12 protein-coding genes and 1 pseudogene are annotated in these 13,631 nt (G+C 52.2%); all 13 read left to right on the forward strand.

Annotation, left to right across the window (positions count from 1 at the left end; all coding sequences use genetic code 11):
• Positions 1-42 precede the first annotated feature (42 nt).
• The gene (gene secA / locus IC803_RS01050) at positions 43-2,556 is read left to right on the forward strand and encodes a preprotein translocase subunit SecA (RefSeq protein ID WP_081207250.1); all 2,514 of its coding nucleotides are present in this window, start codon (positions 43-45) and stop codon (positions 2,554-2,556) included.
• A gap of 92 nt (positions 2,557-2,648) precedes the next feature.
• A protein-coding gene (gene prfB, locus IC803_RS01055) for a peptide chain release factor 2 (RefSeq protein ID WP_143421067.1) occupies positions 2,649-3,753 on the forward strand; the annotation gives its coding sequence in 2 pieces (ribosomal slippage) (positions 2,649-2,723 and positions 2,725-3,753; 1,104 coding nt in all).
• A 108-nt stretch (positions 3,754-3,861) separates the two neighbouring features.
• The gene (locus IC803_RS01060; RefSeq protein ID WP_081207248.1) at positions 3,862-4,122 is read left to right on the forward strand and encodes a hypothetical protein; all 261 of its coding nucleotides are present in this window, start codon (positions 3,862-3,864) and stop codon (positions 4,120-4,122) included.
• Positions 4,091-4,351 (forward strand): type II toxin-antitoxin system RelE family toxin, encoded by a 261-nt coding sequence (locus tag IC803_RS01065; RefSeq protein WP_081207247.1) that lies wholly within the window; start codon positions 4,091-4,093, stop codon positions 4,349-4,351. Before IC803_RS01060 ends, IC803_RS01065 begins: the two co-directional genes overlap by 32 nt.
• A gap of 146 nt (positions 4,352-4,497) precedes the next feature.
• Positions 4,498-5,361, forward strand: coding sequence for a YitT family protein (locus IC803_RS01070; RefSeq protein ID WP_081207246.1), 864 nt, complete (start codon positions 4,498-4,500; stop codon positions 5,359-5,361).
• A 62-nt stretch (positions 5,362-5,423) separates the two neighbouring features.
• Positions 5,424-5,762: a cytochrome c551 gene (gene cccB, locus IC803_RS01075; RefSeq protein ID WP_081207245.1), complete on the forward strand. Its 339-nt coding sequence runs from the start codon at positions 5,424-5,426 to the stop codon at positions 5,760-5,762.
• 477 nt (positions 5,763-6,239) lie between these two features.
• Positions 6,240-6,926, forward strand: coding sequence for a cell division ATP-binding protein FtsE (gene ftsE, locus IC803_RS01080; protein WP_081207244.1), 687 nt, complete (start codon positions 6,240-6,242; stop codon positions 6,924-6,926).
• On the forward strand, positions 6,916-7,809 hold the full coding sequence (gene ftsX / locus IC803_RS01085; RefSeq protein ID WP_081207243.1) for a permease-like cell division protein FtsX: 894 nt from the start codon (positions 6,916-6,918) through the stop codon (positions 7,807-7,809). The genes ftsE and ftsX overlap by 11 nt, the downstream gene beginning before the upstream one ends.
• Before the next feature lie 31 nt (positions 7,810-7,840).
• Positions 7,841-9,139, forward strand: coding sequence for a murein hydrolase activator EnvC family protein (locus IC803_RS01090; RefSeq protein ID WP_081207242.1), 1,299 nt, complete (start codon positions 7,841-7,843; stop codon positions 9,137-9,139).
• Positions 9,140-9,972: 833 nt separating this feature from the next.
• Positions 9,973-10,665 carry an alpha/beta fold hydrolase gene (locus IC803_RS01095; RefSeq protein WP_081207241.1) on the forward strand — a complete coding sequence of 231 codons (693 nt, stop codon included), beginning with the start codon at positions 9,973-9,975 and terminating at the stop codon, positions 10,663-10,665.
• A complete protein-coding gene (gene bioC / locus IC803_RS01100) occupies positions 10,658-11,449 on the forward strand; it encodes a malonyl-ACP O-methyltransferase BioC (protein ID WP_081207240.1) in 792 nt (263 codons plus the stop codon). Before IC803_RS01095 ends, bioC begins: the two co-directional genes overlap by 8 nt.
• A gap of 158 nt (positions 11,450-11,607) precedes the next feature.
• Positions 11,608-11,898: a transporter gene (locus IC803_RS01105; protein WP_081207239.1), complete on the forward strand. Its 291-nt coding sequence runs from the start codon at positions 11,608-11,610 to the stop codon at positions 11,896-11,898.
• A 71-nt stretch (positions 11,899-11,969) separates the two neighbouring features.
• Positions 11,970-13,607 (forward strand): annotated as a pseudogene (gene merA / locus IC803_RS01110) (mercury(II) reductase); the annotation flags it as partial.
• Positions 13,608-13,631 lie beyond the last annotated feature (24 nt).

The following is a 13,631-nucleotide window of genomic DNA, read 5'->3' on the forward strand; positions in this document are numbered from 1 at the left end:
TGATGAATAAGTAAGTCCATTGAAAAACAAGGAGCGTTTCCTATGCTTGGAGTCTTAAAAAAAGTATTTGACCCGAACAAGCGCCAGTTGGCAAGGCTCGAGAAAATTGCGGATCAAGTTGATGCGCTCGGGCCGGAGATGGCGCGGTTATCGGATGAACAGCTGCGGCAAAAGACCGAGGAGTTCAAAGCCCGCTACCAACAAGGCGAATCGCTCGATGACTTGCTTGTTGAGGCGTTTGCCGTTGTGCGTGAAGGGGCGAAACGTGTTCTCGGCTTGTACCCATATAAAGTGCAAATTATGGGCGGTGCTGTCCTGCACGAAGGCGACATCGCCGAGATGAAAACCGGGGAAGGGAAAACGTTGACGGCGACGATGCCGGTCTACTTAAACGCCTTGACGGGGCGCGGGGTGCATGTGGTCACCGTCAACGAATATTTGGCGTCGCGCGACGCGACGGAAATGGGTGAGCTGTACAAGTTTTTAGGGTTGACGGTCGGCTTGAATTTAAGCGGCATGTCGCGCGAGGAGAAACAGGCGGCGTACAACGCCGATATTACGTACGGGACGAACAATGAGTTCGGCTTTGACTATTTGCGCGACAACATGGTGCTGTATAAAGAGCACATGGTGCAGCGCCCGCTTTATTTTGCCGTTGTTGACGAGGTCGACTCGATTTTGATCGATGAGGCGCGGACGCCGCTCATCATTTCCGGGACGGCGCAAAAGTCGACGAAGCTGTATGTGCAGGCGAACGCGTTCGTGCGCACGCTTCGCAAAGATGTGGACTATACGTATGATGAAAAGTCGAAAAGCGTCCAGCTGACCGAGGAAGGGATGAACAAAGCGGAGCGGGCGTTTGGCATTGACAACCTATTTGATTTGAAACACGTCACGCTCAACCATCACATTCAGTTGGCGCTGCGGGCGCACGTGACGATGCAGCGCGATGTCGATTACGTCGTGCAAGACGGCAAAGTGATCATCGTCGACCCGTTCACCGGGCGCTTGATGCACGGCCGCCGCTACAGCGACGGACTCCATCAGGCGATCGAGGCGAAAGAAGGGCTCGAGATTCAAAACGAGTCGATGACGCTTGCCACGATTACATTCCAAAACTACTTCCGCATGTATGAAAAATTGGCGGGGATGACCGGGACGGCGAAAACGGAGGAAGAGGAGTTCCGCAACATTTACAACATGCGCGTCGTCGTCATTCCGACGAACCGTCCGGTCATTCGCGAAGACCGCCCCGATTTGATTTACCGGACGATGGAAGGGAAATTCCGCGCGGTCGTTGAGGACATCGCCGCCCGCCATGCGAAAGGGCAGCCGGTGTTGGTCGGCACGGTGGCGATCGAGACGTCGGAACTATTGTCGGAGATGCTGAAAAAACGCGGCATTCCGCATAACGTCTTAAACGCGAAAAACCATGCGAAAGAAGCCGAGATCATCGCGCAAGCGGGGCAGAAAGGCGCGGTGACGATCGCGACGAACATGGCTGGGCGCGGGACGGACATTAAGCTCGGCGAAGGGGTTAAGGAGCTTGGCGGGCTTGCCGTCATCGGCACGGAGCGGCATGAAAGCCGGCGGATTGACAACCAGCTGCGCGGCCGTTCGGGACGCCAAGGCGACCCGGGGGTGTCGCAGTTTTACTTGTCGCTTGAAGACGAATTGATGCGCCGCTTCGGCTCCGAGAGCCTCATGGCGATGATGGATCGGCTCGGCATGGACGATTCGCAGCCGATTCAAAGCAAAATGGTGACACGGGCGGTCGAGTCGGCGCAAAAACGGGTGGAAGGCAACAACTTTGACGCCCGCAAACAGCTGCTTCAATACGACGACGTTTTGCGCGAACAGCGGGAAATCATTTACCGCCAGCGCTTTGAGGTCCTTGATTCCGACAATTTGCGCGGCATTATTGAAAACATGATCCGCTCGGTCATTGAACGCGTCGTCAACGCCCATACGCCCAAAGAAGACTTGCCGGAAGAATGGAATTTGAAAGGGCTCATCGATTATCTTAATGCCCATTTGCTCCCGGAAGGCGATGTGACGGAAAGCGACTTGCGCGGCAAAGAGCCGGAAGAAATGAGCGAGCTCATTTGGGAGAAAGTGAAAGCGCGCTATGATGAAAAAGAGACGCACATTCCGTCCGAGCAAATGCGAGAATTTGAACGGGTCGTCGTTCTGCGCGCCGTCGACATGAAATGGATGAACCATATCGACGCGATGGAACAGCTCCGCCAAGGCATCCATTTGCGCGCCTACGGACAGGTTGATCCGCTCCGCGAATACCAAATGGAAGGGTATGCGATGTTTGAAAACATGATCGCGTCGATCGAAGAGGAAGTCGCGACGTATATTATGAAGGCGGAAATCCACCATAACCTCGAGCGCCAGGAAGTGGCGAAAGGCGAGGCGGTTCATCCGAAAGAAGATGGCGAAGAGCCGAAGAAAAAGCCGGTCCGCAAGACGGTGCGCGTCGGCCGCAACGACCCGTGCCCGTGCGGCAGCGGAAAAAAATATAAACATTGTTGCGGAAGAGCGGTATAACCGTTTATAAATAATAAGGGAGGCACCGCCTCCCTTTTGAATGGCAAATACAAATCAGGCGCATACGATATTCATGATGAGGTGAAGACAACATGATCGATTTGGTGGAAATTAAGCAAGAGTTAGAGAAAATGGCTAAGCGATTAGCGGAAATCAGGGGGTCTCTTTGACCTCGAAACAAAGCAGGCGCGCATTCGCGAACTAGAAGAGCAAATGGCCGCACCAAATTTTTGGGATGACCAGAAGGCGGCGCAGGCGGTCATTTCCGAAGCGAACGCGCTCAAGGAATTAGTGGGCGAGTTTGAATCGCTCGCAGAACGGTTTGAGAACTTGGAAGTGACGTACGAGTTGTTGAAAGAGGAGCCGGATGACGAGCTGCAGGCTGAGCTTGTAGCAGAGGCGAAAAAATTGACGAAAGACTTCAGCGAGTTTGAGCTGCAGCTGTTGCTCAATGAGCCGTACGACCAAAATAACGCCATTTTGGAGCTTCACCCGGGCGCGGGCGGCACGGAATCGCAAGACTGGGCGTCGATGCTGTTGCGCATGTACACGCGCTGGGCTGAGAAAAAAGGGTTTAAAGTCGAAACGCTTGATTATCTCCCGGGCGAGGAAGCCGGGGTGAAAAGCGTCACCTTGCTCATTAAAGGGCATAACGCGTACGGCTACTTAAAGGCGGAAAAAGGGGTGCACCGGCTTGTACGCATCTCCCCGTTTGACGCCTCAGGCCGCCGCCATACGTCGTTTGTGTCATGCGAAGTCGTGCCGGAGATGGACGATAACATTGAGATTGAGATTCGTCCGGAAGAGCTGAAAATCGACACGTACCGTTCAAGCGGCGCGGGCGGGCAGCACGTCAACACGACCGACTCGGCGGTGCGCATCACCCACTTGCCGACCGGGATTGTCGTCACGTGCCAGTCGGAGCGGTCGCAAATTAAAAACCGCGAGAAAGCGATGAATATGTTAAAAGCGAAGCTGTATCAAAAGAAAATGGAGGAACAGCAAGCTGAGCTCGCTGAGCTGCGCGGCGAGCAAAAAGAAATCGGCTGGGGCAACCAAATCCGCTCCTACGTCTTCCATCCGTACTCGCTCGTGAAAGACCACCGGACGAATGTGGAGGTCGGCAACGTGCAAGCGGTGATGGATGGGGAAATTGATGTGTTTATTGACGCGTATTTGCGTGCGAAGTTGAAGTAAAGGGCGATCATCGGATCGTCCTTTTGCGTTTCAAAAATCATTTTTCTGATTTTGACGCATCTGCACCCCCGAGGTATGCTGAAGGTAACGAAAGGAAAAAGGAGGGCGATGGCTTTGGCTGTGCGCAAACAATTGCTTTACGAATTGATCGACCGGTTGGATGAAACGGATCATCAAACAGCGTACGATTTTTTAATGTACTTGCTTGATCGGTCCAGAAAGGAACGAATCGTATGGGAGCGGATTGACGAAACAGATGAAGAAGAAGCGTTGACGGAAGAAGAGCGCCAGCAGCTGCAAAGCGATGAAGGATATATCACCGGGGGAGAAGCCAAGCGTGAATTCGGGCTACAAGTTGATTTACCGTAGGGCCGCAGTCAAATTCATCGCTAGGCAAGAAAAAGAGGTTCAAGAACGGTTGGCCTCTGGGTTGCAAGGTCTGCTTGCGATCCCACCGCAGGGGGATATTAAAAAGTTTAAGGGGCAGGATGGATTATATCGGCTGCGAATCGGAACATATCGTGTGTTGTTTCGCATCGATCATGAAGAACGAATCATCTATATTGAGGCGATCGGCAACCGCGGCGATGTGTATTGAGATTTCTTTGAATTTTTTTATTTTTTCTAAGGCGATCTCATCTGGTCGTCTTTTTTCTTTGTTATGGTACATCAATAACGCGTTAATCGGCTGTCATTTACTTGCCAAAACGGGCATGCTATACTCACAGAGGAAGGTGGGGAAGCATGCGGAAGCGAAGAGAGAAGACCATGACTCCGGCGGTGGAGGCGGCTTTGGAGTACGTGTATGTGCTTGTTGGTGCGGCGATTGTCGCCGTCGCGTTTAATGTGTTTTTGCTGCCGAATCGGATCGCCTCTGGCGGAGTGAGCGGCATCAGCACGATTATGCACGCATTGGTTGGCATTGAGCCAGCTTACGTCCAATGGGCGCTCAACATTCCGCTCTTTATCGCTGGCGTTGTGCTTTTGGGCCGGCAGTTTGGCATCAAGACGTTTGTCGGAACGGTGTTTTTGCCGCTTGTCGTCTATTTGACAAAAGGGATGGAGCCGGCGACGGCGAATCCGCTTCTTGGCGCGTTGTTTGGCGGCATCGGCGTCGGGCTTGGCCTTGGTATTGTGTTTCGCGGCCGCGCCTCGACGGGCGGCACGGATTTGGCGGCGCAAATCATCCATAAATATACCGGGCTGTCGCTTGGGATGTGCGTCATTTTAATTGATGGCTTGATCGTGTTAACCGCGGCGTTCGTGTTTGATATTGAACGGGCGCTTTATGCCTTGATCGCCTTGTATGTGACAAGCAAAACGATCGACCTCGTCCAAGTCGGGCTTGGGTATTCGAAAATCGCTCTCATCATTACAAAGGAAGAAGAAAAAGTACGCCGCGCCATTTTGCATGAAATCGACCGTGGGGTGACGCGGCTGCCCGCGTATGGCGGCTATACGGAACATGAACGGCCGGTGCTGATGTGCGTCGTCGCTCAATCGGAGTTCACAAAATTGAAACAAATTGTGCGAGCTATTGATCCGACGGCGTTTGTCGTCGTGGCCAACGCCGCTGAAGTGCTTGGAGAGGGATTTCAACGTACGTAAAACGGAAAAAAATCGGTTATAATAAATAAGGGTTGAATTTTTGTTTCTAGGGGGAGTTCACCATGAAGTGGAAGTTAGCTGCTCTATTTCTCGGCGCTTCGCTGGCGCTTGCAGCATGTGGCGGCGGTGATGATAACGCCGGGGAGCAAAACGGCGGCAATAACAACGGCGGAGGGGATACCGTTGCTGCTGCTGAACAAATTTATCAGCAAAACTGTGCATCATGCCACGGCCAAGACCTTTCGGGAGGGGTCGGTCCGAACTTACAAAAAGTAGGAAGCAAATATTCGGCAGATGAAATTAAAGATATCATCGTCAACGGCCGCGGCGCTATGCCTGCAGGGATCATCCAAGGCGAAGACGCCGACAAAGTGGCAGAATGGCTCGCCGCGAAAAAATAAGGCATGAATCAAGCACCGTCCAGTTTCCTTTCAGGAGCTGGGCGGTCTTTTTTGTCGATGTGACAGACGGGCTTACGTTCCCTCCTCCCCTAACGGACGCTTCTTCCTATAAGGCCGGGATCAACTGGAGGCTGCACACAAGGAAAAGCCGATATAACGAGATGTCAATATGGCCCGAGAATAGGATGGCTCATTGCCTCACCCACTTTTGGTGGCGCAGTTGTCGATGACGCCGACAAGGCCGCTGGGGAAAGGGCTGCAGCGGTTACGGTGTGCAGCGCGGTCGGGAAGTTGCCCCTTCCTTCCACATGTGTGTAGAACTTTTCTCCTAGTTTTGCTATTGTCTCCTATTTGAAATATAAATGTAAAATTCGACAGCAAAAAATCGTGCTATAATAAACCTTGCGGAATTTTGCATGATTGATTCGAAACAGCTCGAGAAATGACAGCAAGCGAGTCGAAAAATAGGTGATTATGATGATTGAAATGCAGGATGTGTACAAGACATACCCGAACGGAGTCGTGGCGCTAAACGGCGTCAACGTCCGCATCAAGCAGGGGGAATTTGTCTATGTCGTTGGGCCTAGCGGTGCGGGCAAATCGACATTTATTAAAATGATGTACCGTGAAGAAAAGCCGACGAGCGGTAAAATCATGGTCAATGGGGTGAATCTCGCCAAAATCAAAGAAAGCAAAGTCCCATTGCTGCGCCGCAACATCGGCGTTGTGTTCCAGGATTTTAAGTTGCTTCCGAAGCTCAACGTCTATGAAAATGTGGCCTTTGCCTTGGAAGTGATTGAAGAATCGCCGAAAGTGATCCGCAAAAAAGTGATGGAAGTACTCGATCTAGTCGGTCTCAAACATAAAGTCCGCTCTTACCCGAACGAACTATCCGGCGGCGAACAGCAGCGTGTCTCGATCGCCCGCTCGATCGTCAACTCCCCGAAAATCGTGATTGCTGATGAACCAACAGGAAATTTGGATCCCGAAACATCGTGGGACATTATGCAGTTGTTTGAGAAAATTAACGACCGGGGCACAACGATTGTGATGGCAACCCATAATAAAGAGATCGTCAATGCCACCCGTCGGCGCGTCATCGCGATCGAAAACGGGAAAATCATCCGTGACGAGGCGAAGGGGGAATACGGCTATGACGCTTAACACGTTCAAGCGCCACGTTCGGGAGAGCGTAAAAAGCCTCGGCCGCAACGGCTGGATGACGTTTGCATCCGCGAGCGCCGTCACGGTGACGCTATTGCTTGTCGGTGTCTTTTTTGTTGTCATGTTCAACATTAACTATTTTGCAAAAAAAGTGGAAAATGACGTCGAAATTCGCGTTCATATCGATTTGACCGCTGACAACAAAGAGAAGGATGCGTTGCGCCAGCGAATTGAAGCCATTCCGAACGTAAAAGAAGTTCACTATTCGTCAAAAGATGAGGAACTGAAGCGGTTGATTGACAGCATGGGTGAGGAAGGCTCATCGTTCCGCCTGTTTGAGCAAGACAACCCGTTAAGCGATGTGTACGTCGTGAAGGCCGCTCAGCCGCAAGATACCGTCCGCATTGCGAAGCGGATTGAAACATTCCCGTCCGTTCATAAAGTCAATTATGGACAAGGGACGGTGGAAAAGCTATTTGATGCCCTTGGGGTCATGCGCAACGTCGGGTTGGTGCTTATCTTTGGGCTATTGTTTACAGCAATGTTTTTAATTTCTAATACTATTAAAATTACGATTTTTGCCCGTCGCCGCGAAATTGAGATTATGCGGCTCGTCGGGGCGACGAACGGGTTCATCCGCTGGCCGTTTTTCCTTGAAGGGCTATGGCTTGGGGTGCTTGGTTCGATCGTTCCGATCGTCGTGCTGGCGCTCGTCTATTACAATGTGTACCGTCTGTATGAACAGCAGTTTTCGCTGCAGCTTTTTGAACTTTTGCCGTTTTCCCCATTCATTTGGCAACTGAGCGCCTTGTTGTTGGCCATTGGTGCTGTGATCGGCGTTTGGGGAAGCGTCATGTCCGTGCGCAAGTTTTTGAAAGTATAAAAATCAGTTTGAGAGGGAGAGGGGAAAAGCGATGAAGAAAAAGAAAAATATGCTGGCGCTCGCTGTCGCGGCAACGCTCGGGTTGAGCGTTCTTCCGCCGGCAGCGGACGCTGTCAGCAATCGCGATATCGAGCAAAAACGGAGCGAAATCGATGCGCTGCGCTCCAAACGGTCGGACGTCGAAGAGAAAATCAGCGAGGCGCAAAAAAACATTGAGACTCTCCAATCGCAGCAAAAACAAGTTGCCAATGACATTGAAAAGCTCAATATCGCCATTGACGAGACGAGCGGCAAAATTCGCAACGTCAGCGCGGACATCGATGAGACCGAACAGGCGATTGACAAGCTGAAACAGGAAATCGCCGAGATTCAGGAGCGGATTGAAAAGCGGAATGAAATTTTAAAAGCGCGCCTGCGTTCGCTTCAAGAAAGCGGCGGGGCGATCAGCTACTTGGAGGTGCTGCTTGGCGCCCAAAGCTTCAGCGACTTCATCGACCGCATGAGCGCGGTGACGACGATCATGGAAGCTGACCAGCAAATCATCCGTGAGCAAGAAGCGGATAAAGCGCTCAAAGAGAAAAAAGAAACCGAACTGACGGAAAAGCGGAACAAACTGCAAGCGGACCTACAGGAGCTGAAACAGCTGCAAGCCCAACTCGCCGCCCAGCTTGAACAGAAAAACCGCTTAATGTCGGATTTGAAGCAAAAAGAGGAAGAAGAGCATGAGCATAAAATGGCGCTTGAAGAGGAAAAAGAGCTGATCGCCAAACAAGAAGCAGCCGTGAAGCAGCAGCTCGCTGAACTGGAGCGGCAAAAACGGGCTGAGGAAGAAGCAGCGAAACAGCGTGGACGTACATATTCACCGCCGACTTCGAAAAGCGGTGGGGAAGCGCCATCCGGCGGCAGCACACCGCCGGTATCCAGCGGAGCGTTCACCCGTCCGGCCAACGGACCGATCACGTCCGGTTTCGGCTACCGGTTTGGCGGTTCGGATTTTCACCCGGGAGTTGACATCGGCAAGCGGGCTCCGGTCGTCCCGGTTGTGGCAGCTGCCGATGGGGTCGTGTTCCGTTCCTACTATTCTAGCAGCTACGGCAACGTCATTTTCATCAGTCACGTCATTAACGGCCAAGTGTATACGACCGTTTACGCCCATCTCGAGGCGCGGTTGGCGGGAGAAGGACAGCGCGTCCGCAAAGGACAAGTGATTGGCTATATGGGCAACACCGGGCGTTCATTTGGCCCGCACCTTCACTTTGAATTGCATCGCGGCGGGTGGAATGAGGCGAAAACGAATGCGGTCAATCCACTTGACTATATTCCTTTCTAAAAGGCCGGTGAAAAACGGCTGTCACGAGCAAATCAGCGGCATTTCGCCAAAAAAGAAGGCTGATTTCGCAAGGTTTTTCTAATTGAGAAACGGCTGGAACTAGCAGTATTTTGTACTAAATCACCAGCCTCCTAAATTCCGAACGATAGGTGGCATTGCGCAACTTGTCTGTCTTTTGGCAGGACAAGTTGCGCATTTTTTTTGGTTCATGGGACATCATCGGCAAGCAAATCCCCTGCCCATTCCACTTTGAGCTCATTTTTCGCAACCTTTGCATAATATACAAAAAACAACCCCGGATATTCGCGTGAAAATAAAATTTTATACAAATGTTGTAAAATAACTAATTTTTATTCACCAAAATCAGGCTTATTTCGAATTTTTATTCATGGTGCGAAAATGTGAGTTTGATTCTATTTTGGCGGTGACGAATGTGGGAAATCCTCCTCAACCCGCTGGGAATGAAAAAAGAAAAAGATTGTGGCCATCGCTTGCCTGTGATACGATTAATGTAAACTTTTATTTATTCTTGGTTTACAAATAGTAGTGAAAGGGGGAAATATGCGATTTACGAGATGAGAAGATAAAGGTGAAGGACCGAAGCTTGGGGGGAACCAACTAGCGCCCCAGGTTGGTTTTGTACATGACAGCGCAAAGCGTATGGGGCATGATCGAGAAACAAGCGACCGCTTGATTTAATCTAGTTTCACATCTACACGCCGTCCGTTGGGGAAGGCGCTTTCTGTCTTCTCCTGAATGATGCTTGTTGATGAAGCAGCAGCTTGACGGGTCGCTTGAACCAATGGCTGTGCCGGAAGATTAGGGGGGATCCGATGAATATCGTCTGCATTCCGGGATGGGGAATGAAAGCGGGGGTTTTTGCCCCGCTGCTCGATTCGTTATCACTAAGCGGAAACGTGACAGCCGTCGAATGGAAGGGAATTGAAACGATCCATTGCTTTCGAAAACGAGCGGAACAGGCGCTTCAGGAACGTGCAGCAGTCATCGGCTGGTCGCTCGGTTCGCTTGTGGCGCTGGAGTTGGCCCATGCTTACCCCGAGCGGGTCTCCCGCCTTATTTTGATCGGCGGCACGAGTCGTTTTGTTGCTGAAGACGGTTATGAAGCCGGATGGCATCCGCGGATCGTCAAGAGGATGAAAACACAGCTGCAAGCACGGTCGGCTGACACGATCGCTGCGTTTCTTGCTTCATTATGGTCCAAAAGCGAAGAGGGCGATATTTCCGCATTTTTTTACTGCGATCGGGTTGATGAACTGCTGATCGGGCTTGATTATTTGGTCGAGGCCGATGCACGTCCGTTTTTGCCGGATATCTCCGCCCCAATGCTGGTCGTCCACGGCGAGCAAGATGTAATTTGTCCACCCGCTGCAGCGCGCTATATCGCTGAGCGTGCTCCCAACGCCACCATGGCGTTGTTGCCTGATACAGGGCACGTTCCATTTTGGACCCAAACCGAGACATGTGTTCATCTTATTCAAACATGGGTTGGTGAGACCGATGATTGACAAGCAGCTCATGCGAAAGCGGTTTAGCGAGCGTGCGAAAACGTATGACCAGTTTGCTAATGTCCAAAAAATAATGGCCGATCTATTGGCTGACTGCATTGGCATACGTCCCCACAACATTTTAGAAGTTGGCTGCGGCACGGGCTACCTCACTGAAAAACTGTGCCGTATGTTCCCGCACGCGCGCATGACCGCAGTCGACATTGCGCCAGGCATGATCGCCGTTGCGCAGGAACGGGTTTGCGGCGAAGATGTGACATGGATATGTGCGGATATCGAGGATATGACATGGAATGAGCCGTATGATTTAATCATTTCCAATGCAACGTTTCAATGGCTGAATGACGCCGTCAACACAATCGCCCGCCTCCACCGGGCGTTAAGTGAGGGAGGGTGTCTTGTGTTTTCCACTTTCGGCGCCCGTACGTTCCACGAATTGCATACTTCCTTTTCGTTGGCGCTGAAAGCTGAGAACATCCATGAACCGTTTCGCATCGGCCCTGCTTTTCCGACCCTAGCGGAATGGATCGCCCGCTGCCAGCAAGCTGCCCCTGCTGCCCAAATTGATGGGTTTGAATGGATGGAAACGGAGCGATTTCCATCTGTCCGTGATTTTTTTCTATCGCTGCGCCATATCGGTGCTACGAATAGCATGGTTGGCCGCTATTGCCAACGTCCGTCTGTATTCAAAGCCATGATGCGCGAATACGAACAGCGCTTTTTGGTGCACGGGGAGATCACGGCTACTTACCATTGCCTATTGATTCGCATGACCCGCTGTTAAGGCGGGTATTTTTTATGGTTTAGGGCGTTGCTCGGCCAATCACCAAGAGAATGGCTTTGCCGCATAACATTCTCCCACTTGACTCTGTACCTTAGTCCATCGTTTATAATGTTGAGCAAAGACGGTCCCCCACCCCGTCATCGAAAGGATGGAGAAAGATGGAGATGGCCAAAAAAACGTTTTGGGCCGTGCTGGCACTGCTCAGCTGCCCGTGCCATCTGGTGGTGATTCTGCCGCTGTTGGCCGGAACAGCGACCGGCGCCTATTTGATCCAATACCAGCGCCTTGCCATCGGCTTTTTTGCGGTTTTGTTTTTTGTTTCGCTGATGATAGTTGGAAAGCGAAAGCCGACGCGGTCGGACAAAACGGATGGCTGTTCCTCGGGGAAAACGGAAGACGGTCATGGAGCGTGCTGCGTTCCTTTCCGAATAAATCACGAGGACGAATGATATGGATTTTCGCGATCGATAGTTCGTACAAAATAGGCAAGACATTTTGCGGATAAGGAGTGTTTTTCATCATGAAAAGATATCGGATGACCGTTCAAGGCATGACATGTACCGGTTGTGAACAACATGTCGCCGCAGCGCTGAGCGCGGTTGGGGCCAAGCTGATGGATGTCAGCTTCCGGCGCGGTGAAGCAGTATTCGCGCTGCCCGAGGACGCCGACGTTGACATGGCGAGACAAGCGGTCAAAAACGCTCATTACGAGCCGGGGGACATCGAGGAGATCTCCGCGCCGGCCAGCCCTGCCATCGCTGGCGAAGGAGAGTATGACTACATCATCATTGGTTCTGGCGCGGCAGCCTTTTCCTCGGCGATGGAAGCGGTGAAATATGGGGCGAAAGTCGCCATGGTCGAACGAGGAATGGTTGGGGGGACGTGCGTCAATATCGGCTGTGTTCCATCGAAGACATTGCTTCGGGCCGGGGAAATTCATGCGTTGGCGCGGAATCACCCGTTTCTCGGGCTCCATACATCAGCCGGTCCGGTCGATTTGGCGCCGTTAGTGAAGCAAAAAAATGAATTGGTCAAGCAGCTTCGCCAAGCGAAATACGCCGATTTAATCAAGGAATACGGGTTCGACTTCATCCAAGGGGAAGCTCGATTTGTCGATGGCCAAACGATTGAAGTCAACGGCCAAACGCTGTCGGCGAAACGGTTTTTGATCGCCACTGGCGCTTCCCCTGCCGTGCCGAACATTTCGGGGCTTCATGAAGTCGACTACTTGACGAGCACGACGTTGCTTGAGTTGAAAAACGTGCCGAAGCGGCTTGCGGTCATCGGTGCCGGATATGTAGGGCTGGAACTCGGGCAGCTGTTTCACCAACTCGGTTCAGAAGTGACGCTCATGCAGCGAAGCCCGCGATTGTTGAAAGAGTATGATTCGGAAATTTCCGAAGCGGTGACACAGGCGCTCATAGAACAAGGCATCCGCGTCATCACCGGCGCTTCATTTGAACGGGTTGAACAAGAAGGGGACACGAAAAAAGTGTATGTGAACACCGATGGCCGCATCCGTGTTATTGAGGCGGATGAACTGCTCGTAGCTGCGGGGCGGACACCAAATACAGCGGCGTTGAACTTGGCGGCGGCCGGCGTCAAGGTTGGGGCGCGCGGGGAAATTTGGACCGACGAATATACGCGGACAACGAACCCGGCAATTTACGCGGCAGGCGATGTCACGCTCGGCCCGCAGTTCGTTTATGTCGCGGCCCATCAAGGCGCCGTTGCCGCAGCTAATGCCGTAGGCGGGCTAAATCAGCGATGGGATACGGCCGTCGTTCCGGCGGTGACATTCACCCGCCCGGCGGTCGCGACGGTCGGTTTGACTGAGCAGCGGGCAAAAGAAAACGGGTATGAGGTGAAAACGTCCGTTCTGCCGCTTGAGGCAGTGCCGCGCGCCATCGTCAACCGGGAAACGACCGGCGTAGTGAAACTCGTCGCCGAGGCGAATACCGGGAAACTGTTAGGCGCTCATGTCGTCGCTGACCATGCCGGTGAGGTCATTTACGCCGCCGCGTTGGCCGTTCAGTTCGGTTTCACGATTCACGACCTCCGCAAAACGCTGGTTCCGTATTTGACGATGGCGGAAGGGCTGAAGCTGGCGGCGCTTACGTTTGACCAAGATGTCTCGAAACTGTCGTGTTGCGCAGGGGAATGGTTTGGCTCAGAAGGCCGT

It is taken from the genome of Geobacillus sp. 46C-IIa (assembly GCF_014679505.1).
In the GTDB taxonomy this organism is placed as follows: domain Bacteria; phylum Bacillota; class Bacilli; order Bacillales; family Anoxybacillaceae; genus Geobacillus.